Annotated in this window: 16 protein-coding genes; 5 read left to right on the top strand and 11 right to left on the bottom strand. The window is 62.8% G+C overall.

Annotated elements, in window-relative coordinates; translation table 11 throughout:
- Window positions 1-160: 160 nt before the first annotated feature.
- The 3 genes from C2L66_RS28580 to C2L66_RS28590 all read left to right on the top strand — a co-directional run bounded on the left by C2L66_RS28580 (window position 161) and on the right by C2L66_RS28590 (window position 3,863).
- Window positions 161-952 carry an IclR family transcriptional regulator gene (locus C2L66_RS28580; protein ID WP_054933382.1) on the top strand — a complete coding sequence of 264 codons (792 nt, stop codon included), beginning with the start codon at window positions 161-163 and terminating at the stop codon, window positions 950-952.
- Window positions 953-1,827: 875 nt separating this feature from the next.
- Window positions 1,828-3,099 carry an IS256 family transposase gene (locus C2L66_RS28585; RefSeq protein WP_409372571.1) on the top strand — a complete coding sequence of 424 codons (1,272 nt, stop codon included), beginning with the start codon at window positions 1,828-1,830 and terminating at the stop codon, window positions 3,097-3,099.
- Window positions 3,100-3,320: 221 nt separating this feature from the next.
- Entirely contained in the window at window positions 3,321-3,863 is a 543-nt protein-coding gene (locus C2L66_RS28590) for a hypothetical protein (RefSeq protein WP_054933375.1), read from the top strand.
- A gap of 8 nt (window positions 3,864-3,871) precedes the next feature.
- On the opposite strand, the gene C2L66_RS28595 is transcribed toward C2L66_RS28590, so the two are convergent.
- Window positions 3,872-6,316, bottom strand: coding sequence for a bifunctional acetate--CoA ligase family protein/GNAT family N-acetyltransferase (locus C2L66_RS28595; protein WP_060604874.1), 2,445 nt, complete (start codon window positions 6,314-6,316; stop codon window positions 3,872-3,874).
- 322 nt (window positions 6,317-6,638) lie between these two features.
- Here C2L66_RS28595 and C2L66_RS28600 point away from each other — a divergent pair, with 322 nt between their 5' ends.
- On the top strand, window positions 6,639-7,508 hold the full coding sequence (locus tag C2L66_RS28600) for a LysR family transcriptional regulator (RefSeq protein ID WP_060604872.1): 870 nt from the start codon (window positions 6,639-6,641) through the stop codon (window positions 7,506-7,508).
- Between the two features lie 241 nt (window positions 7,509-7,749).
- A complete protein-coding gene (locus C2L66_RS28605; protein WP_060604869.1) occupies window positions 7,750-8,757 on the top strand; it encodes a fimbrial protein in 1,008 nt (335 codons plus the stop codon).
- 71 nt (window positions 8,758-8,828) lie between these two features.
- Here C2L66_RS28605 and C2L66_RS28610 read toward each other — a convergent pair whose 3' ends face one another.
- From C2L66_RS28610 to C2L66_RS28645, 10 genes are all read right to left on the bottom strand, one after another.
- Window positions 8,829-10,430, bottom strand: a complete 1,602-nt coding sequence (locus C2L66_RS28610) for a peptide chain release factor 3 (protein ID WP_054933371.1) — start codon at window positions 10,428-10,430, stop codon at window positions 8,829-8,831.
- Between the two features lie 303 nt (window positions 10,431-10,733).
- Window positions 10,734-11,795 (bottom strand): fimbrial protein, encoded by a 1,062-nt coding sequence (locus C2L66_RS28615; RefSeq protein ID WP_158512175.1) that lies wholly within the window; start codon window positions 11,793-11,795, stop codon window positions 10,734-10,736.
- Window positions 11,796-11,890: 95 nt separating this feature from the next.
- Window positions 11,891-14,524: a fimbria/pilus outer membrane usher protein gene (locus tag C2L66_RS28620; protein WP_060604865.1), complete on the bottom strand. Its 2,634-nt coding sequence runs from the start codon at window positions 14,522-14,524 to the stop codon at window positions 11,891-11,893.
- A gap of 232 nt (window positions 14,525-14,756) precedes the next feature.
- Entirely contained in the window at window positions 14,757-15,497 is a 741-nt protein-coding gene (locus tag C2L66_RS28625) for a fimbria/pilus periplasmic chaperone (RefSeq protein ID WP_060604862.1), read from the bottom strand.
- Window positions 15,498-15,579: 82 nt separating this feature from the next.
- Window positions 15,580-16,149 carry a fimbrial protein gene (locus tag C2L66_RS28630; protein WP_060604859.1) on the bottom strand — a complete coding sequence of 190 codons (570 nt, stop codon included), beginning with the start codon at window positions 16,147-16,149 and terminating at the stop codon, window positions 15,580-15,582.
- A gap of 30 nt (window positions 16,150-16,179) precedes the next feature.
- Window positions 16,180-16,389 (bottom strand): hypothetical protein, encoded by a 210-nt coding sequence (locus C2L66_RS40840; protein WP_146174445.1) that lies wholly within the window; start codon window positions 16,387-16,389, stop codon window positions 16,180-16,182.
- A 205-nt stretch (window positions 16,390-16,594) separates the two neighbouring features.
- The gene (locus tag C2L66_RS40845) at window positions 16,595-17,692 is read right to left on the bottom strand and encodes a fimbrial protein (protein WP_060604857.1); all 1,098 of its coding nucleotides are present in this window, start codon (window positions 17,690-17,692) and stop codon (window positions 16,595-16,597) included.
- On the bottom strand, window positions 17,685-17,831 hold the full coding sequence (locus C2L66_RS40850; RefSeq protein WP_158512174.1) for a hypothetical protein: 147 nt from the start codon (window positions 17,829-17,831) through the stop codon (window positions 17,685-17,687). Before C2L66_RS40850 ends, C2L66_RS40845 begins: the two co-directional genes overlap by 8 nt.
- A gap of 38 nt (window positions 17,832-17,869) precedes the next feature.
- Complete coding sequence (locus C2L66_RS28640; protein ID WP_409372618.1) at window positions 17,870-20,452, bottom strand: fimbria/pilus outer membrane usher protein; 2,583 nt, start codon at window positions 20,450-20,452, stop codon at window positions 17,870-17,872.
- A 253-nt stretch (window positions 20,453-20,705) separates the two neighbouring features.
- Entirely contained in the window at window positions 20,706-21,455 is a 750-nt protein-coding gene (locus C2L66_RS28645) for a fimbria/pilus periplasmic chaperone (RefSeq protein ID WP_060604851.1), read from the bottom strand.
- Window positions 21,456-21,506 lie beyond the last annotated feature (51 nt).

Below are 21,506 nucleotides of genomic sequence, written 5' to 3' on the forward strand. Positions count from 1 at the left end.
TGGTGCATTCATTCACCAATGAACGTATTATTCATATACGAATATTGACAAGTCAACGTGCCGTGCGTGGGTGTTTTCCCTGGAGCTGTGCGCCCTGTGTGCCCGTCCTCTGACAGCCGATAATCAAATGCGAACGTCAAACACGAACCGACTGCCGACGATGGATGTAGAAGACAAGGACGACGCAGACCGATATCGCGCGCCTGCGCTGGACAAGGGTCTGGACATACTCGAACTGCTTGCCGAGCAGAAGAGCGGCTTGACGCGTGCCGAGATCACGAAGCTGCTGGGGCGGAATGCGAGCGAGATGTACCGGATGCTGGAGCGGCTGGTGGCGCGTCAATACGTGGTGCGATCGGCGGGGGGCGACCGGTATTCGCTGAGTCTGAAGTTGTATGCGCTTGCGCATCGGCATCCGCCGATGAACCGGTTGATTTCCGAGGCTTTACCGTTGATGCAGCGCTTTGCTGCCGATGCTGAGCAGTCGTGTCATCTTGCTGTCTACGACCGTGGCAATCTGCTGGTGATTGCGCAGGTGGATGGACCTGGCACGTGGGGTATTTCGGTGCGGCTCGGGTCGCGGGTGGGGCTGATCGATACGAGTTCGGGGCGCACGATGCTGGCTTTTCAGACGCCTGAGCAGCGGGCGCATATGCTCGCCGAGCACACCAAGGTCAAAGGCGAGGTGACGATCGATCATGGCGCGCTCGAAGGCGCGTGCGAGGCTATTCGCGCGGCTGGGTTTTCGCAGAAGGACAGTCAGCAGATTTTTGGTGTCACCGATTTGACTTTTCCTGTGCTGACGGCGTCAGGGCAGGCGATTGCTGCGATGACTTGTCCTTTTCTTAAGCGGATTGATGAGTATGTGGCGCCTTCGCTGGATCAGGTTACGCAGATGTTGCGGGAGATTGTGCAGGGGTTGTCGATGTTTGCGGGGCCTGAGGTGAGGTAGCGGTTTTTTGTTGTTGTGGTTTTTTGGCGCAGCCTGATTGGGGTTTGCGCTGGCATCGGCGTTTTGCTTTTGCTTTTGCTTTTGCTTTTGCTTTTGCTTTTGCTTTTGCTTTTGCTTTTGCTTTTGCTTTTGCTTTCGCGGGCATCCGCGAATTGTTAGCGTGCTTCACGCGTCGCCCCTGTGCGGGGCGGCACCTACTTTTCTTTGCCGCCGCAAAGAAAAGTAGGCAAAAGAAAGCGGCTCACACCGCCAGCCCATGTTCTTATCCACGGGCCCCCAACGTCCCCATCCTTCACACGGCAATCACGTCATTCGTGTTCGTTGCCAGCGCTCTTGCTAAGCGCCTCACCCGCTTCACGCTCCCGCGTTTCAGCATGCCTCACCAGACAGTCCACGGCCGCCCAGGTGGCAAACTGTGTGTAGGTTTTCCCGACGTACACGTTAGCGCTCTTACAGGGTGGAGCGCGTGCTCAATCGGTCTGGAGTGAAGCATGTGGAGCACCGAGGCCCTACACACAGTTTGCCACCTGGGCGGCACGTACCATTCGCTGCCGCTGGCTCATGTATGGGTGTTTGAAGTGGGTGAGGCGCTCATTCAGCGCGTTGGCAACGCACACGGACAAGGGCGTTGCCGTGTGAAGGGTGGGGACGTTGGGGGCCCGTGGGAAAACGTCAAGAATTGGCGGTGTGAGCCGCTTTCTTTTGCCTACTTTTCTTTGCGGCGGCAAAGAAAAGTAGGTGCCGCCCCGCACAGGGGCGACGCGTGAAGCTAGATAACGCATCGCGGATGCCAGCGAAAGCAAAAGCAATTCGCGGATGGGACCTATCCGTCATTTTGTGGGCGAGGCATATCATGAGAGGTAAAAGTCATGGATATGCCAATGAAGAAGAAACGCACGGTGGCGTCTCAGGCAGCGGCCCGAGGGCCGCTGCCTGAACTGCCCAAAGCGCTGCTGGACGAGCTGGTCAAGGGGCCGATGACGCCGACCGAGGTGCAGGATCTGATGCTGGCGTTTAACAAGGCGATTATCGAACGCGCGATGGGTGCGGAGATGAATCTGCATCTGGGGTATCCACCGGGCGAATCGAAACCCGCTGGCCAGGCCAACGAGCGCAACGGCGCCAGCCGCAAGACGGTCATCACCGATCGTGGCGTCGTCCGGGTCGAGTTGCCGCGCGACCGCGACGGCAGCTTCGAGCCGATCCTGATCCCCAAACACGAGCGCCGCTTCACCGGCTTTGACGAGCGCATCATCGCGATGTACGCGCGTGGCATGAGCGTGCGCGAGATCCAGGCCTTTCTGGCCGAGAGCTACGGCACCGAGGTGTCGCCCGATTTCATCAGTTCGGTCACCGACGAGGTGATGGCCGAAACGCTGGCCTGGCAGAACCGTCCGCTCGAGACGATGTATCCGGTGGTCTTCTTCGACGCGTTGCGGGTCAAGATCCGCGATGACGGTGTGGTCAGCAACAAGGCGGTGTATCTGGCTCTGGGCATTCAGGCGGACGGCCAGCGCGATGTGCTGGGCCTGTGGATTGAGCAGACCGAGGGCGCGAAGTTCTGGCTCAAGGTGTTCAACGAACTCAAGAACCGCGGCTGCCAGGACATCCTGATTGCGGTCGTTGACGGCCTGAAGGGGCTGACCGACGCGATCGGCGCAGCTTACCCGAAGACGGCGGTGCAGACCTGCATCGTGCATCTGATCCGCAACAGCCTGGAATACGCTGGCTGGAAGGACCGCAAGGCTGTCGCCCAGGCGCTGCGTCCGATCTACGCAGCTGCCAGCGAAGAGGCAGCGAAGCAGGCTCTGCAGGCCTTTGCTGATGGGCCATGGGGCGCGAAATACCCGACTATCGTGCAGTCCTGGCAGCGCGCCTGGGAGCACGTCACGCCGTTCTTCGTGTTTCCACCCGAGATCCGGCGGGTCGTGTACACCACGAACGCCATTGAGAGTCTGAACATGCAGTTGCGCAAGATCATCAAGACCCGCGGTCACTTCCCCAATGACGAGGCTGCAATCAAGCTACTCTGGCTGGCATTGCGCAACGTCCTGGCCAAAAACGTGCGCTCAGCCTTCGACTGGAAGTCAGCCATGAACCAGTTTGCTATTCTGTTTGGCGATCGATTTACGCAGGCGCGCGGCTAACGATTCCTTTAACCGCCTCGCCCACAAAAATGCGGACAGGCTCCGCGGATGCCAGCAAAACCAAAAGCAACCCAAGCCGCCCGCGCCACGAAGGCAAAACGCAACCGGAAGACCAAAATCCCAAACGCGATCCTCCCACCCCCAATGCGATAGAATGTCGCCCCTTCCCAAACCGCAAAAAATCCCTTTGCGCCCACGCGCAAACCCAAACCGAAACCTTTATGGCCAAACTTCTGTCCGACCTCGAATTCCAGCGTTTTTCCGAACTCCAGCAGAAGCAGGCAAGCTTCACCATCACCAGCGAAGAAGCCGACGAACTCCGTGAAATCGTCTCCCGCGCGCAGCAAAAACGCGACGACCGCGCCGCGGCAATGAAGCAGATCGAAACCTTCATCGCGCAATTCGACATCACGCCCGACGAACTCTTCTCGGCCGATCAGATCGGCGATGCCGCCCGCAACTTCGGCCTGATTCCCGCAGCAAAGAAAGAACGCATGCTGCCGCCGACAGTCACGTTCAACGGCAAGCCATATCAATGGACCCGCGCGCTGCCCGACGAAGTCCGCGTGCCGCTGTTCGAAGCCTTCGCGGCAGGACAATCGGTGAAACCGTTCATCGCCACACCGAAGGATGCAGTGCGCTGCGCAGCGACGATCGCGCGCCTCGAACGCGAAACGGGCGCGACTTACGCCCCCGAGTGGCTCGAAGAACTCTCCGTGTCGCGCGAACAGGTGGACGCGGCAGCGATGAAGCTCGCAGCTTAAATACTCGCTCAGCGACGCGTGTTCGCAGAGGCAGAGGCAGAGCCCGCAGCCGAGCCAGAACACGCAGGCGACGCGCCGAACCCCACGGCGCCTGTCTCGTCCGGCTGATCGAGCGCCATCCTGAAGCCGACCACGCCCGGGTCTTCCGTACGCGTCGTCGTGAAGCCGACTGCCGTCGCCAGCCCGATCATCGCCGAGTTCTCGCGCAACGCCTCGCCGATAATCCAGTGCGTGCCGCGCGAGCGCGCATACGCGATGATGCGCTCCATCAACAGACGCCCCAGCCCCTTGCCCTTCTGATCCGAACGCACGGCCATCGCGAACTCGGCCGTTTCGTTGTCCGGGTCGGCGACGGCGCGCACGACGCCCAGCGTGTGCGTCGAACCGTCGTCGTTCTGTGTCGTCGCGATCAACGCCATTTCGCGGTCGTAGTCGATCTGCGTCATCCGCGCGAGCTGCGAATGATCGAAGCTGCCGACCGCGCCGAAAAAGCGCAGGCGCAGATCGTCGGGCGTCATCGATTCGACGAACTCCCGATGCGCCGCTTCGTCTTCCGGGCGAATGGGCCGCACCGTAATACGCTGGCCGCGCCAGTCGAGCGTCTCTTCATAGCGCCGCGGATACGGCATGATCGCGAAACGCGTCCGGTTCGCCGACAGCCACAGGCGCGGCGCGACGATCGCCGCGCCGTTTCTCATCACGCGCAGCACGAGCTTCAGCGAAACGATCTCGCGTATCTCCGACACCGCCTGCGAGATCGACGTCAGCGTAGTCAGAACCGGCTCGGGCGCGACTTCGCGCGAATACGCCGAGTTCGACAGGATGTCGCCCGACAGCACAGGGTTCAGCGGCGGCAGGCCGAACACGCACATCGGCCGCGCTTCGTCGTGCTCGGACGGCGCGGTGAAACAGAACACCGGGCCGAAGTTGGCGTCGTCGCGCAGCTCCACCGTGATATCGACGACGGCGTTCTCACGCGCCTCGTCGGGCACGGTGCGCAGCCCGAAGTGCGCGAGCAGCCCCGCGGCGGCGTCGCCTTCGAGCTGCGTCACGCCCGACGAGAGCGCGGCGCATGCCTGCGCCTGTGCGGCGTCGATCGCTTCGGGCACGCGCGCGGGCTGACCTTCGGGCGTCTGCATCAACAGCTCGCGCACGAGGCGATACTCGACGAGACGCTCGAACGCGCGCGCCAGCCGCTGCGGCGTGGTGTGAACAGGAATGCCGTGTTCGTGCAACGCGTCGCGCGTCTCGCGCTTCACGCCGCCGAAAAAGCACGCCAGCAGCCCGCGATACGCGTAGCGCTGATTCGCGATCAACGCCTGCGCCACTTCCTCGACGGGCGCGCCGTGCGTCGACGCGTGCACGACGAACGCCGTCCCCGTCGAACGCTGATCGGCGAGCACCTTCAGCGCCGTGCCGAAATGCTCGGCGCGCGCGTCGCTGCCGAGCAGCAGCGGATTGCCGGGCACGGCGCGCGGCAACGCTTGGGCAAGCGCATCGACGGCGCCTGGCGGGCATGGCGCGAGCGTATCGCCGGCGGCCTTGAACGCGTCGGTGGCGAGCGTCGCGACGCCGCGGTCGCTCGTGATCAGCGTTGCCGTCGCGCCCGCCGCCACGCGACCCACGCCCAGCGTTTCGATTTCATCGAGCAGATCGTCGAGCGCATCGACGCGCACCATGCCGGCGCGGCGGAATGCGGCCGTGTAGAGCGCATCGTCGGGATCGCTGCGGCCCGAGCGCAATGCCAGCACCGGCTTGTTGCGCGCCGCCGCCCGCGCCGCCGACATGAACTTGCGCGCCGCCTTCACGGAGTCCACTTCGAGCAGGATCGCGCGGGTGCCGGGGTCGCTCGCGAGATAGTCGAGTACGTCGCCAGCATCGACGTCGGCTTCGTCGCCGAGCGCCACCGCATGCGAAAAGCCCAGGCCGCGCGCATGCGCCCAGCCGAGCACCGCGTTCGTCAACGCATTCGACTGCGACACCCACGCGACGCCGCCCGAGCGCACCGTCACGGAAGGCGCGCCGAGATGCGCCTTGAGCGCGGGCGTGACGACGCCGAGGCTGCCCGGCCCGACGACGCGCAACAGATGCGGCCGCGCGGCGGCGAGCGTGTGGCGCACGTCGGCGCGGTCGTCGTCGCAGCGCGCCTCGCCGACGATGATCGCCGCGCGCGTGCCGTGCCCGCCGAGCGTGTGGACGATGGCGGGCCACGTCGTCGGCGGCGTGCAGATGATCGCAACCGTGGGCGCTTCGGGCAGATCGCCCGCGTTGCCGACGCAGGCGTGGCCGTCGAGCATGTCGTACTTCGGATTGACGGCCCAGACGGGGCCGTCGAAGCCGCCTTCTATCAGCCGCTTCCAGACCATCGCGCCCGTGCTGCCCTCGCGATTCGAGGCGCCGATCACGGCGACGGATTTCGGGCGAAACAACGCGTCGAGATTGCGTACGGTCACGGGTGCTCCGCGAATGAGTGGGTGCGCGGCCAAAGCACGCACGATTCCATCAGGATAGGCGATGAGCGTCGCGCTGTGGGACGGGTTGGTCGAAGGCGGCTGGGTTCATTCGACGTTTGCGCGTGCCACAGACTTGACCGGGGACGTGCGGACCGAACCGCCGGGCAGGCGCGCCATCCGTCCGCCCGCTGCCGCCCCGCGCACCATGTAGAATCGCCTCCGCGGCTCGCGGCGCGGCTTTCCGTCGTGCCACTGTTGCGCATCGGTCAAGAAAGCGCATGCGGGTGTAACAGAGAAGAACGATGAGACTGAAGGAAGGTTTATGCGGCGTCTGCCCTCGCTGATCGCGTTGCGCTTTTTCGAAGAGACGGCGCGGCACATGAGTTTCAACCGCGCTGCCGTTGCGCTGTGCGTCACGCAGGGCGCCGTCAGCCGGCAGATCAAGATTCTCGAAGAATCGCTTGGGGCGAAGCTCTTCGAGCGCGATCACAAAGGCATCCGTCTGACGAAGGCCGGACAGCAGTTGCTGCCGTGCGTGTCCGAAGCGTTCGACACGCTCGAGCGCGGCACGCGCCAGGTCACGACGGCCAAAGGGCGCCGGCGCCTCGTGCTGTCGGTGCCGCCCACGTTCGCCACCCAATGGTTTTCGCCGCGCCTCGGCTCGCTCGCCATCGAGTTGCCGGACGTCGAACTGTCCGTGCGCACCGGGCCCACCGACGACTGCCACTGCAACATCCGCTTCGGCCGCGACGCGCTGCCCGACGCGCATTCCGAGCTATTGATGATCGAGCGGCATACGCTGGTCGGCGCGCCGCGCCTTGGCGGCGAGCCGCTGGACAAACTGCTGGAAACGCTGCCCGCGCTGCACGTACTGCACAACGACGCACGCCTGAACCTGTGGCCCGACTGGCTCGAAAAAGCGGGCCTGCCCGCGCATTACGCCGACAACGGCATCGAGTTCTCGACGCTCGAACAGGCGATCCACGCGGCGCGCAAAGGCGTGGGCCTCGCTATCGTCGATCGCAACATGATCGTCGAGGAACTGGGCGAAGGCAGCCTCGCGCCGATGTCGGATATCGAGGTGAGCGGGCCTTATGGGTACTGGCTGGATATCGCCGAGCGGCACGCGACGCTCGAACATGTGCAGGCGTTTGCGAGCTGGATGCGGGAGCAGGTGCTGGGCATGGCATGACGGTGCGAACAGATCATGTATCGTCGGCACTCGCCTTGCCGCCGATCAATGCGCTGATACCGGTCACCCGATAGATTGCGCGGTTTCACAGGCGGCGTAATCGTGCGATGGCCTCATTGCGTTTCGTCGACGCTTGCCCGTCGGCGAAACCAAACGGAATCCCTGAACCGGCACCTGGGCCGGCATATGGGCCATCGCCGCCGCGCTCAACCTTGAACGCTGCCGGCGCCACGGGCCATGTATGAATCACATTCCTTCGAAACGTCGCCGCGAGCGCGTACTTGCCTTCAGAAATGCACTGCTTGCACTGATCCTGACGACGCCGGGCATACCGGCGGCAAACGCCGCGTGCACCTTCGCGGACGGTGTATCGACGCAAACTTACACGTTCGACATTCCCACGATCAACGTGCCACGCGATGCCGCCGTCGGCTCTGTCGTGTATACGTCGCCGCGTCAGCAGGCTCAACCCGCAACGGGAAGCTACGCAACCTGCGTCTTCCAGGTCAGCTATAGCTACGGCGTGACGGGTGCGCCACTCGTCGCGAACATGTCCAACACCTATGCGACAAGCGTCCCTGGAATCGGTATCCGCTTCTTTGATTCGAAAGGACCCGGCGGCGGGCAGCAGTATTGGGGGCCAAACAACACGGGGAGCTATACCGGCAGCGGCAGTGAGACGCACAGCGCCAACGGGGGCGACTACTACGGCATCGAGCTTGTCGTGACGGGCGCCATCGGGCCCGGCACGATCACCCCGACGGCCAGTGGCGTGTATTCGCTCGGCGGACTGACAATCTCGGTCTTGCAGACCACGAGCGGCCAGATCGTCGCGCAAACTTGCCAGGTCATTACCGACCCAAACATCGACCTGCCGGACATTGCGGCGAGTGCGCTGTCGTCGACCGGGTCTACGGCAGGCCGCACGCGCTTCGACATCACGCTGGCCAACTGTCCGCCGCAACTCCATGCGATCCAGTACCGGCTTGATGCGCCGGGCGGCGTGATCAATGCGGCTGCAGGTACTTTTTCAGTGAGTGAAACGTCGACTGTGAAGGGCGTCGACCTGATGGTCACGGATGATTCCGATAACCCGTTCGCTCTTGGGACAGCACACACGCTCAGTCAATACAATCCATCGACAGGCGGCACTTACCCGATCGGCTTCAATCTCAAGTATTACCGCACAGGCGCCGTCTCGGCCGGGATGTTGCAAGGGCAGCTTACCTATACGGTCTCGTATCAGTGATGCCGTGGGTGTTGCGTATGCGCAAACCGGCGCGCATTTGAAAGGACGGGCCGGGCGGCCCGTCCTTCGCTTTACATCGCCTTCCGGAACGGCGCGCCCGAATGTTCGCGCAGTTCGTTGAACACGATCTTCGGCCACGCCTTTTGCGCGACTTCGATCTCGGAGATGTGCGACGCGAGATAGGTCGGCGCATCGGCGGCATCGTAGGCGATACGTTGCGCGTATGAATCGCAGAAGCGGCGCAATTCGGCTGCGTCGTCGCATGTCACCCAGCGCGACATCCGGTAGCGCGCCGGCGCCATCCGCACATCGACCTTGTATTCTGTCGACAGTCGGTGCGACACCACTTCGAACTGCAGCTGCCCAACCGCGCCGAGAATGGTCAGCCCGCCCATGACCGGCTTGAACACCTGAATCGCGCCTTCTTCGCCGAGTTGCTTCAGCGCTTCGCCAAGTTGCTTGGAGCGCATCGGATCGACCACTTCGACCGTCTGGAAAATTTCCGGCGCGAAGAACGGCAGGCCGACGAACTGCAGCATTTCGCCTTCCGTCAGCGTATCGCCGAGACTCAGCGTGCCGTGATTCGGAATACCGATGATGTCGCCCGCGTACGCTTCGCTGACCGTCTCGCGGCGCTGCGACAGGAACGTCACGACGTTGTTCGCACGGAACGTCTTGTTGTTGCGCGTGACCTTCAGCGCCATGCCGCGCTCGAAACGTCCCGAACACACGCGGATAAACGCGACGCGGTCGCGGTGCGCCAGATCCATGTTCGCCTGCACCTTGAAGACGACGCCCGTGAACTTCGGCTCGTCCGGCTGCACCGGGCGCTGCACCGTCAGACGCGCGGACGGCGGCGGCGCGAGATCGACCAGCGCATCGAGAATTTCCTTCACGCCGAAGTTGTTGATCGCCGAGCCGAACAGCACGGGCGACTGCTGGCCCGCGAGGAACTCGTCGCGATCGAACGAGGGCGTTGCGCCCGTAATCAGATCGATCTCTTCTTTCGCGCGTACCCAGGCGTGGCCGAAGCGGCGCTCGCCTTCCGCGTCGTCCGGCGCGCGCAGCGTTTCGACCGCGCCGCCGAGCGTGTCCTGCCCCGCGCGGAACACGCGCACCTGATCGTTCTGGATGTCGTAGACGCCCTGGAAGTCCTTGCCCATGCCGATCGGCCAGGTGAACGGCACCGCCGATACACCAAGATGCTGTTCGATTTCGTCGAGCAGATCGAGCGGCTCGCGCACTTCGCGGTCGAGCTTGTTGATGAACGTGACGATCGGCGTCTTGCGGCTGCGGCACACTTCGAGCAGCTTGAGCGTCTGCGCTTCAACGCCGTTCGCGCCGTCGATCACCATCACGGCGGCATCGACGGCCGTCAGCACGCGGTAGGTGTCTTCCGAGAAGTCCTCGTGGCCCGGCGTGTCGAGCAGATTGATCACGCAGTCGCCGTACTCGAACTGCATCACCGAACTGGCGACGGAAATGCCGCGCTGCTTTTCGATTTCCATCCAGTCGGACGTCGCGTAGCGGTTGCTCTTGCGGCCCTTCACGGTGCCCGCGATCTGGATCGCGCCCGAGAACAGCAGCAGCTTTTCCGTAAGCGTGGTTTTACCCGCGTCCGGGTGGGAAATGACCGCGAACGTGCGGCGGCGTTTGAGTTCGGAGACTGACATTGGCAATTAGGGTCATGGCGCACGCCCTTGTGGCGGGCGGCGATACGGCAATCGGGCCCGGCAATGGGCCGGCTGCCGCCCGCTGGAATCGAGGCGAAGCGGCGATGATACACGTACCGGGATAACCCATTATTTTAGCTGGTGTCGCGGGTCGGGGTCGCTTCCGGTGGTGAAACCCCACTGGAGCGGGTGAAGGCGCGCGCAACTGTTCGCCACGCATAAAAAAGCCCGAGGCGTCTCGGCAGATGCTTCGGGCCTTGTTGTCAGACGATGCTCCAATGCACCGGCCCGCAAGCGCGACCGTTACTGATACGACATGGTAAACGTGGCCTTCGCGTTAGCCGTTCCTGGATTCACGACGCCCGTCCGGATGTAGCTCGCCTTGAGCGGCACCGAAAACGCGCCGCCCGAAGTCGGTGACGACGACACCATAATCTGGTTCGTATTTCCAGCAGCCGACGAATCCGGTCCGTAAAGAATCGGGACATTCGCGTATGAAAGCTGATAGCCGATGCCCTTCGCGGTCGAGTCCGCCGTCAACGAAAGGGTATTGCTCCCGTTCGACGGCGTTGTGGCATCCGTCACGGTTACGGCGACGCGTACACCCGGGTCGCAGTTCAGCGAGAGACTGAATGGCGTGGTGCCTGTCGTCGCGCCAACGGACGGAAGATCTTTCGTATTTGCCTGCGGCATCGTTACCAGAACGGCCGACTGCGTCACCGAACAGGCGATGCTGCTGAAGCTTCCGCTGGCCGCCCCTGTAAACGCGTTGCCCCACGCGTCTGTACCGCTCTGATTGTTCTTGTAATTCGCGATCGACAGCGCGGGAATCGTAGTGAGCGCGCCCGGCACAACGGCGCCCGTCTTGATGAACTGCGCCGAGATCGTCACGTTAAAGTCGTAACCGGGCGTCGTGTTCCCGGGCAACTGATGACATATCACCTGTAGACTCGCGTTGGACACCATCGCCGGCAAACTGTTGCACGTAGTCGCAGGTCCGTTCGATATCGTGAAACGGACACCGATGCCCGACACATTAGTCGGATAGACGTCGTTGTAGCCCGGCACGAGCGTGGTCGGCGCTGCCTTGAAATACAGGTAGATGTCGCGGTCGCAACATGGGTCGCCTTGACAGTGGAAGCTCAAGGTGTTCGAGTAGGCAGGCGTCGCGCTGCCGACGGGCGCGTCGCGCCCGAACGAAACGGCGCCGACGGCAGGCGGATCGCTGGTCTGTCCAGTGACGTTGCACGAGATCGGAGTAGCATGCGCGCCCGGCGCCGCGGTGAATGCCAGGACCAACACCGCCAGCGTCAGCAGACCACGCATCCGATGTCCGAACATGGCGAATACTGCACATTGTTTCATCTTGTTCTCCATTTTTTGATGTTGGTTCGCTGCCTGCTTCTTTTATAGAACGCTCGCATGCAAAGCGGAAACCGCAGCGCGCCGACTTATCTGTTTCAGTTGACAGCTTTGTCAACCACTGCGTCGCGTTCCGCCGACGCAGTCAGCGCATCGTTCACGCAATGGCTTTCAATCGACAGATAAGCCAGACCCGCCGTGTCGCCTTTCACGGGAAGCGAGTACTGGACGCGGCACACGTCCCGCACGTTCTCGCCCAGCTTCACCACGAGCACGCCCTTGTCGTCGAGCCCACGCGCGAAAATGCGGCTGTCCTGCGCAACCACCCCGACACTGCGCCCGTCTGCGTCCGTCACTTCCGCCCCGAACGGCAGCGCCTCGCCACCCATGCGAGGCGCGCGAACCAACGCTGCGCGGCCAGTGTTGGTCTTGAACTTCAGCATCGCGATGGAGCCCAGTCGCGGCGCGACGCGCTCCGACGTTGACACAAACTCCACATCGCTCGACGAACCTTTCGGGTCGATATCCACCGTGTTCATTCCGTACGCCGTGAGGAAGGGCACGACCGCGTAGCCGCGCGAGTCCACCTTCACACCCGACGCGCTCGACACCATCGCGCCTTCCGCACCCTTCGCCTCGACAATCCCGAACGTATCGCCGACCGTCTGTGAGAACGTCACACCGCCCGGATGCGCGACGATCGAGCCGCTCACGCCCGCCGAGACCTGCGTCGCGCTGGAGCCCGCGCTCGCCGAGGCCGTCACCTGCGAATAAGGCGCGCGCCACGTGCCGCTGACGCCGCCGTTCACATTCGCACCCGACGACGAACCCTGCCCCGCCGTCGCATACGCGTTGTACGAATACTGGTTGCGCTCGCCCGCCGAGCCGCCCAGGCTCGTTTGCGCCGTCGCCGCGCCGTTGCCCATGTTCAGATTGGTCGAGAGCATCGGGGCATGCTGCGTGTGGCCAAGCGGAATCGTCGTGCTGAGCATGATCTCGTTGGACAGCGTGCCGTCAGCGCTGCGCGTGCGGCCCGCAGTAACACTATAGGTGCCGTACTTGAAGCCGTTCGAGTAACCCGCCTGGTAGAACACGTCGCGCCCGGGACGGTTCCAGTAATGCTGCGACGAAACCGTCGCGAATACCGAGCCGCGGTCTTTCAGGTTCTGGTTGACCGTCAGTTGCAGACGGCCGCGCGCCTGGTCGGCCGCGTTGGCATCGCCGCCATGCAGCGCGGCGTCGCGTGTACGCGCGGCTTCGGCAAGACCCATATAGCCAGCGTCCGAGTAACGATATGCGCCCAGCGCGATGTTGGTATCGGTTGCGTCGACGAACTTGCTATAGCCGACGTGCAGACTTTGCCCTTGCTGCGTCCCCGCGCCGGGCACTTGCGTGCGCGCTGTCGTGACGTCGCCCGCGACGGCGCCGAATTTAGTGTTGAACGCCGCGCCCAGATTCGCCGCGACATAACCGTTCGATACGATGCCGCCGCCGTACAGCGTGACGAGATTCGTCAGCCCGCGCTGCACCGTGAACTGCGTGAAGCCAGGCTTCGTTTGCAGCGAATCGTCGCGCAGTACGCCTGCCGTTACCGCAAAACGCGTCGTGCCCGCGCGCAGCGACTGCGCGACTGCTGCATACGGCACCGTGAAACTGCGGCTACGTCCATCGGCTTCCGTCACGGTCACGTCGAGATTGCCGCCGTAGCCGGTTGCGTACAGATCCCTGATTTCGAACGGACCGGGCGACACGCTCGTTTCGTAAATCACCTGGCCATTCTGGCGCACCGTCACGCGCGCGTTCGATTCCGCCGTGCCGCGCACCACAGGCGCGTAACCGCGCAGCGATTCGGGCAGCATGCGGTCGTCGGTCGCGATCTGCGCGCCGCGGAACGCGACGCTGTCGAACACGTCGCCTGTCGTTTGCGCGTCGCCGAGCGTCGCCTGCGAGCGCAGTTTGGTGACGTCGTGCTGCACGTAAGTGGCGATGTTGTCGAACTGCGCCGACTGACCCGTCGCCGACGTCATCGACGATTGATGCCGGAAGTGCCAGCCGCCGATATTCACGCCGCTGTTCAGGCCGAGATAGGCTTGCGTCGAATGCACGCCGCCGCTGTCCGAACGATACATGTTCGCGTTGTAGCTGAGGAAGCCTGCATTCACGCCCTTGTCCCACAGCTCCGGCGCGACGTAGCCGCGCGCCAGATTGTGCATGTATTTTTGCGGAATCGTGATGGCGAGCTTTTGTTCGCCGAAGTCGAAGTCGACGGTTGCATCAGGAATGATCGCGCTTACATCAATGCATTCGTCAGCGGCAGGCGCGGATGCCTTCGCATCGTCGCTTGCCAGCTTCGAGAAATCGACGCCGTAGCGCTCAAGCATCTTGCGCGTCAGACATGCGCGCGCGTTCTCGCCTTCATGCGTCGCGACGAAGCGCACGGCGTCGCGCGCGACGGGGTTGTCGTTGACCACGATGTCGACCGTGTAGGCACCCGGCGACACGACGTTGCCGCGCCCAAGGCGCGCGACGTCGACCCGTTGCGAGTCGATCTGCAGAAACGTCGTATCGAACTCGACCGCGCCGCCTGCTTCCGCCGCACACGCGATGCCCGCATTCATCAAGCCTGCCATCGCAAATACGGACAGCACGACGGCCGTGACGGGATTCAGGATGAACGAACCGGCTGCTGCACTTGCCGGGCGTTGCGATTGGCGTTGGCGTGAGGGTTTCATGATCCGATAACTTCGATTCAGAAGAACTCTGGCCTGTCGATCAGGCATGAATCGATGTTATGGATTTACGAGATAGGAGTACCTCAGACGACTCCTAATTTTGAGATGCCCAAGATCCGCGCGCACAAAGGATCAGCGCGTATCTGATCGCCTCGCGCGAACGTCTTTTTGAGATTTCAAGCAGATCAAGGCCGCCAGCGAAACCGGCGCCTCGGGGTGATGGCGAAACGTGTTAAGGCGCAATGTCCGCGTCGCCTTCGATTGCGCCGCCGAAGTCGTTGATCGCGACGTAGTGCACCTTGCCGGACTTCACGCCGTTCATCTGCGGCACGGAAATGATCTCCTTGCCGCGCGGCGCGACCATGCCGCCGCGTTCGTTTTTGTATGTAGCGCCGCTCGACGACACGCTGATCTCGCTGAACGAAACGTGATACGCCGTCGGGTTCGACACCGCGAGCGCCTGGCCCTTACCTTCCGGAGCCGGTACGACCTTCCAGTCGAGCTGGCGCGGCGCCTCGTCCGGCGTTCCCTGCAGCTTCGGCGGCCGCACGAACACCTTGATGCGCGTGCGATAGGCGAATTGCAGCGTATTGGCGTCAGGCCTGGCGTCGGCTTTGGGCGGCACGTCCAGCACGTTGAGCCAGTACACGGACTCGCGGTCCTGCGGCAGTGCTTCCCCGCTGTACATGACGCGCAGTGTCTGCGACTTGCCCGCATCCATGCGGAAGATGGGCGGCGTGATGACGAACGGCGCCTTGCTGTCGCCCGGCTTCGCGTCGACGTTGCCGTCGTCCATCCAGACCTGCACCAGCGAAGGCGCGCGGCTGTCGTTGTTCAGCTTGACAGTCACTTCGCGCTGATCCAGCGGATACACGACCCGCGTGCCGCCAATCGTCACGCTCGCCTGAGCCGCGCCCGCGAACAACGCACATGCCACGCCCGCACCAGCCAGCAACCGACCTATCGTTTTCATCGCTTCACCTTTTACTGCGCGTTATCGAAACAATCTTTCTGAAGAGGGTGTTTGCTGCAACAAACACCCTCTTCGGTCCCGCTTACTGGTACTGCATTGTGTACTGGACCGACGTGCTGACGCTACCCGGCTGCGCCTTGCCCGTGGCGTAGTACTGCGCGAAGTAATTCAGCATCGCCGCGCCGCCGGTGATGACCGCGCCGTTGGTCGCCGCGTCGTTGTTCGCGTTGGTCAGGATGTTGATCGGCTGCATCGTCGCGTTCAGCAGGCGCACTTCGACGTTCTGCGCCGGGGAAGCGGATGCCTTGTTCAGCAGATAACCGCTGCTTTGATCGACGTTCGAGCCGTTTTCGAAGCGCGCGACAGCCTTCGTCGCCGTGCCCGAGCAGCCACTCAGCGAAAACCTGATATCGCCGAGGTTCGACGTGCCGGCCGTGGCGCCAGCCGCGGCCAGCGAACCGGCCTGGACGGTCGGCAGGGTGACCGACACATCCGCGGGCGAACCCGCCGCGACACCGTTGATCGAGCAGGTCGTGTCCGACACTGCGCCGTTGATGGTGATCGTGCCGTCGGCGGCGTGTGCTCTCATCGATTGAAGACTGACGATGCCCATTGCGACGATGACGACTGCGGGGATGAGGCGCTTTTGCATTTGAATGCTCCTAAATTTCTGATGGACGAATCAAGGCTGATCTGGAAAATCCGGCGGCACTTTCGCGTTGACGAGATCGCACCGCTTACGCTGATCGATGCTGTCCGGCCTGCTACTTTGTTCGGCCGCGTCGTCGTTCAGCACAGAAACAATCTTAAAATTGGCTCGCCAACGAAGATTTAAGACGATTCTCAAATTTTTGAGATTGTCGCGCGGCCAACGAATACCCTGAAACGCCATTCGGAACACCGGCTCCACGGTCTAGCGCAGTTTTTTTGCGATACAAGAAACATTTTCGAGATTGGGTCTAAGTCCCAGAAACGTCGTCCGCACATCTCAAAAGTCGCAGTGCAAAAGAAAAAAGCCCGAAGCGCTCGCGAAGAACGCTTCGGGCTTCCCCGGGCCTGCGCTCCGACAACCGAGCGCCGCTACGACTAGCCGATCGTCACTGATACGACATCGTGAAGGTCGCCAGCGCCTTGACGCTGCCCGGCGTTACCGCGTCCGTCCGCACATAGCGGGCGCTCATCGGCACCTGAAGCGTTCCGTCCGGCGAATCGCCGATCAGCCACTGGTTCTGGTTCCCCGGCGCAGCCGAATCCGCGCCGAAGAACACGGAAGCGCCGACGCTGTTCAGTATCTGAATCCTGATGCCCCGCGCGGTCGAGTCGTTCGTCAAATTCAGCAAATTGGTCCGGTTATCCGGGCTGACGCTGTCGGTCAACGTGATCAACACCTTCGCGCCCCTCGCGCACTCGAGCGACAACTGGAACGGTTGCGCAGGCGTGACTGAGCCAATGCCGACCGAAAATGCCCGCGCGTTGGCGGTTTGAAGCGAAACGTACACATTGGGCTCTTTCACCGAGCACGTCGCATGAACGAACTGGCCGGTCGCCGCCCCCGTGAACAAAGGATCCTTAACCCATGAGGTGGTTTGATCGCTTTCTGTAAACAGGATCGTCACGGGTGGGATGGATGAAAGCGCCGTCGTGCCAGGCGGCAACGTCCCCGTAACAACCAGCGTCGGTGAGACGGTGATATTCGCGTTCTGGTAAGGACCGTCCAGAGGTCCACTGAAGTAACAGCCCACCCGCGCCTGACCATTGGTCATCACGACGCGTGTCGCGTTGCATCGCGCCGAATCGAAGGTATAGCGGATGCCGATTCCGGCGGTACCCGTCTGGTAAACGTCGGAGAATCCTGGCGCGAGCTGCGTCGTCGCGAAATTGGCGTAGTTAGTCGCCTCAGTTCCAGGGTTCACGCGGTTCACAAAGCGGCAGCTCATCTGGAACGTGATGGGTGGAACGCTAGCTATCGTCTGACCGACCTCTGCCCTGAAAGGCACCGAAATGGTCCCCACCCAAAGCGGCAGGTTGACATTTCCGAGTCCGCATGAAATGTTCGCCTGCGCGGGAGCCGATGTCGCACACATCAGCACGAACAGCGCAAGGCGCAGCACCCGGCGCAGCGGCGCAACATCGCGCTGGATAATCCGGCCGACAACATGCGGCGATGTCGGCTGTAAAATTCTCGCGTCAAACATGGCATGGGCCTCCCTGTTCGGTGATCGGCGTGGCATAAGCCGCCGAAGCAGCCAGCAGCACGGCCATCAGCACGGCCATCTGGAGCGATCGCCTGAAACACCGTGCGCCGCTACGTTTAACCATCGTCGCCAGTTTCATCTCGTCCTTCTCCTGATATGCAAAGCCTCTGGTCGAGGCTATTTCGCCGGCGCAGTCACCAGCGGTTTTGCCGCCGCACGCGCAACGGGCAGACAATGCGCGTCTATCAATGCAAAGCCGATTTCCGCCTTGCCGCTTTCCTTGCGCGGCGGCAGCGTGTAATCGATGCTGCATTGCTGGCTGGTCTTGATGCCCCACTTCACCGTCAGCTTTCCTTGCTCGTACAGATCGCGCGCGAAGATGCGGCTGTCCTGCCCGACGACGCCCACGCTCTTGCCTGTCTCGTCGCTGACCTCCGCGCCGAACGGCAGCGCCTTGCCACCCACGCGCGGTGCGCGAATCAGCGCGGCGCGGCCGGTGTCGGTCCGGTACTTGAACAGCACGACGGATCCAAGACGCGGCGCCGCGCTCTCCGAGGTCGACTCGAATTCGACATCCATCGACGCGCCCTTCGGATCGATATCCACCGTGTTCATCGCATACGGTGTGAGGTAAGGCACGATCGCGTAGCCGTCGCCGTCGATCTTCGCGCCCGTCGCCCCCGGCAAACGCGCGCCTTGCGCGCCCTGCGCCTCGACGATGCCGAAGGTCTCGCCGACCGTCTGCGAGAACGTGACGCCGCCGCGATGCGCGACGATCGAGCCGCTCGCGCCCGCCGACACCTGCGACGTATGCGAGCCGCCGCTCGCCGACGCCGTCAACTGCGCGTAGGGTCCGCGGTACGTGCCGCTCGCACCGCCGTTGCCGCTGACGCCCGTCGCCGATGCGTTGTTCATCGTGCCGTAGACGTTGTACGAGTATTGATTGCCGTCGCCTGCGGAGCCGCTCATGCTTGCCTGCAGGCTCGACGTGTCGCCGTTGCGGTTGTAGGTCGAGGAAAGCATCGGCGCGTGCCGCGACTTGCCGAGCGGAATCGTCGTGGTCAGCATGATCTGGTTCGACGGCTCGCCATACGCGTTCTGGGTGCGCCCCAACGTCACGCTATAAGTGCCGAACCGGTAACTGTTCGAGTACCCGGCCTGATAGAAGGTGTCGCGTCCACCGCGATTCCAGTAGTCCTGCGCCGTGACGTTGACGAATAGCGAGCCGTATTGCGCCAGCCTCTGGCTGATCGACAGCTGGAACTGGCCGCGCGTGCGGTCGGCAGGATTGCCCACCGATCCACGCTCGACGTAATCGCGCAGCCGCGCGGCGTCGGTGAGATTGAGATAGCCGGAGCTCGAATAGCGATAGGCGCCGAGCGCAAAGTTGGTGTCCGTCGCATCGACGAACTTGCTGTAGCTGATATGCAGGCTGTTGCCTTGCATCGTTGCCTGGCCCGGCACCTGTGTGCGTGCCAATGTGACGTCGCCCGCGACCGCGCCCACGGGCGTATTCAGCGCGACGCCGAAGTTCGCGGCCAGATAGCCGTCTGCCGCAATGGCGCCGCCATAGAGCGTGACGAGATTCGTCAGGCCCCGCTGCAACGTCAGTTGCGCGAAAACAGGCTTGCTCTGCAGCGATGCATCGCGAAGCTGGCCGGCCGTCAAGGCGAAACGCGTCATGCCCGGCCGCAGCAATTGCGCGACCGATGCATACGGCACGGTGAAAAACTTCTGGCGGCCGTCGGCTTCCGTCACGCTCACTTCGAGGTTGCCGCCGTAGCCCGTCGGGTAGATGTCCCGGATCTCGAACGGTCCGGGCGGCACCACGGTTTCGTAGATTGTCTGGCCGTTCTGGCTGATATTGACGCGCGCATTCGATTCAGCCGTGCCGCGCACGACAGGCGCGTAGCCGCGCAGCGATTCCGGCAGCATGCGGTCGTCGGTGGCGATCTGCGCGCCGCGAAACGCGACGCTGTTGAACACGTCCCCGGTGGTAAAGGCTTCGCCCACCACGACCTGCGAGCGCAGCTTCGTTACGTCATGCTGAAGATAGGTCGCAATATCGTCGAACTGCGTGGTCTGTCCCGTCATCGCCGTGACGGACGACTGATGTCGGAAATGCCAGCCGCCCACATTTACGCCGACATTCAGTCCGACATAGCCCTGCGTCGTGTTCGTGCCGTTGTTGCCCGACTGATAGACGTTCGCGTTGTAGCTGAGGAAACCGGCATTGACGCCGCTCTCCCACAACTCGGGCGGCACGTAGCCGCGCGCCTGGCTGCGCATGTACTTCTGCGGCACGGTGAGCGCGAGCTTTTGCTCGGAAAAGTCGAAATCGACGGTGGCTTGCGGCACAACGACGCTCACGTCGATACACTCGTTCGCGGCCGGCGGCGTCGCGTTCCCTTCCGTTGCGGCGACGCGCGAGAAATCGACGCCCCACTTTTCCAGCATCAATCGTGTCACGCAGGCGCGCGCGCTCTGACCTTCGCCCGTCGGCACGAAGCGTACGTTCTCACGCGCCGTGCGCGCGTCGTTGAGCCAGACGTCGACGTAATAGCTGCCAGGCGCAATCGCGTTGCCGCGCGAAAAGCGCGAAACATCGACCTTCGAGCCCGATTGAAGAAACGTCGGGTCGAAATCGACGGGATTCACCGGGTCGGCGGCCGTCGCGTGGTCGGCATACAGCCCGGCGATCATCGCGAACACGGGCGAAATCAGCGCAGCAACAGGGCGCAAGGTCCGTGGACCGGGCATCGGAACATCAGGGTGGCGAAAGCAGGTCATGTCGGGAAATCATCGCGTGCACGAAGCTCGTGGCATGCATGGCGGTCTGACGAAGCGAGGTCCTGCATGACGCGATCGCCTCCCGTAAATTTCGGCCTCAACAGAAATGCCCAGCACACGCGCGCAACGACCCGCCGTGCGCGCAGGCACACGTCTTCACGTTCGGCAGAGTAGAAATGGAACGCGGCCGACAACGGCCGCACATGGCGCTACATCGAGCGGCTCATGGACGGATGACTGCGTCGCCCTCGATCACACCGCCAAAGTCATTGATGGCGATGTAGTGAATCTGACCCGACTGAACCCCTTCCATCTTCGGAATGACAAAGGTCTCCTCACCGTGCGGCACGACCATGCCACCCGCGTCGTACTCATAGCGACGGCCGTTCGCCGTCACCGTAATCTTGCTGAACGACACGTGGTAGGCCGTCGGATTCGACAGGAGCAGTGCTTGTCCCTTGCCTTCCTCGGCCGGCAAGACTTTCCATTCGATCTGACGCGGCGCATCCTCCGGCGTACCCGGCAATGTCGGCGGACGCGCGAAGAGCTTGATTCGCGTGCGGTACGCGAGTTGCAGCGTGTTGACGTCCGGCTTTGGCACGGCCTTCGGCGGAATATCGAGCACGTTGAGCCAAAACACCGATTCCCGGTCCTGCGGCAGCACATCGCCGCTGTAGATGATGCGCAAGGTCTGCGACCGGCCCGCGTTCATGCGGAAAATAGGCGGCGTAATCACGAACGGCGTTCTGCTTTCGTCGACCTCCGCGTTGGCGTCGCCGCTGTCGAGCCAGACCTGGACCAGCGACGGATTGCGGCTGTCGTTGGTCAGCTTGACTGTCACTTCGCGCTGATCGAGCGGATAGACAACGCGCGTGCCGGCAATCGTCACGCTGGCATGCGCGGCGCCCGCAGCCATCACAGCCGCCAGCAGAACCGTCTGCCATAGCCAGCTCAGTCTTCGTTTCATTGACATGTCGCGCGTGCTCCGTGCAATGCAAAAGAATCGGGGCATGCACGCAAGCGC

It is taken from the genome of Paraburkholderia caribensis (genome assembly GCF_002902945.1).
In the GTDB taxonomy this organism is placed as follows: Bacteria; Pseudomonadota; Gammaproteobacteria; order Burkholderiales; family Burkholderiaceae; genus Paraburkholderia; species Paraburkholderia caribensis.

What these genes read in the sequence shown, in the direction of transcription:
- C2L66_RS28580 (WP_054933382.1), top strand. Translation starts at nt 161, where the DNA reads ATGGATGTAGAAGACAAGGACGACGCAGACCGATATCGCGCGCCTGCG.
- C2L66_RS28585 (WP_409372571.1), top strand. Translation starts at nt 1,828, where the DNA reads ATGCCAATGAAGAAGAAACGCACGGTGGCGTCTCAGGCAGCGGCCCGA.
- C2L66_RS28590 (WP_054933375.1), top strand. Translation starts at nt 3,321, where the DNA reads ATGGCCAAACTTCTGTCCGACCTCGAATTCCAGCGTTTTTCCGAACTC.
- C2L66_RS28600 (WP_060604872.1), top strand. Translation starts at nt 6,639, where the DNA reads ATGCGGCGTCTGCCCTCGCTGATCGCGTTGCGCTTTTTCGAAGAGACG.
- C2L66_RS28605 (WP_060604869.1), top strand. Translation starts at nt 7,750, where the DNA reads ATGAATCACATTCCTTCGAAACGTCGCCGCGAGCGCGTACTTGCCTTC.
- C2L66_RS28610 (WP_054933371.1), bottom strand. Translation starts at nt 10,430, where the DNA reads ATGTCAGTCTCCGAACTCAAACGCCGCCGCACGTTCGCGGTCATTTCC.
- C2L66_RS28615 (WP_158512175.1), bottom strand. Translation starts at nt 11,795, where the DNA reads ATGAAACAATGTGCAGTATTCGCCATGTTCGGACATCGGATGCGTGGT.
- C2L66_RS28620 (WP_060604865.1), bottom strand. Translation starts at nt 14,524, where the DNA reads ATGAAACCCTCACGCCAACGCCAATCGCAACGCCCGGCAAGTGCAGCA.
- C2L66_RS28625 (WP_060604862.1), bottom strand. Translation starts at nt 15,497, where the DNA reads ATGAAAACGATAGGTCGGTTGCTGGCTGGTGCGGGCGTGGCATGTGCG.
- C2L66_RS28630 (WP_060604859.1), bottom strand. Translation starts at nt 16,149, where the DNA reads ATGCAAAAGCGCCTCATCCCCGCAGTCGTCATCGTCGCAATGGGCATC.
- C2L66_RS40840 (WP_146174445.1), bottom strand. Translation starts at nt 16,389, where the DNA reads ATGGCGTTTCAGGGTATTCGTTGGCCGCGCGACAATCTCAAAAATTTG.
- C2L66_RS40845 (WP_060604857.1), bottom strand. Translation starts at nt 17,692, where the DNA reads ATGTTTGACGCGAGAATTTTACAGCCGACATCGCCGCATGTTGTCGGC.
- C2L66_RS40850 (WP_158512174.1), bottom strand. Translation starts at nt 17,831, where the DNA reads ATGAAACTGGCGACGATGGTTAAACGTAGCGGCGCACGGTGTTTCAGG.
- C2L66_RS28640 (WP_409372618.1), bottom strand. Translation starts at nt 20,452, where the DNA reads ATGCCCGGTCCACGGACCTTGCGCCCTGTTGCTGCGCTGATTTCGCCC.
- C2L66_RS28645 (WP_060604851.1), bottom strand. Translation starts at nt 21,455, where the DNA reads ATGTCAATGAAACGAAGACTGAGCTGGCTATGGCAGACGGTTCTGCTG.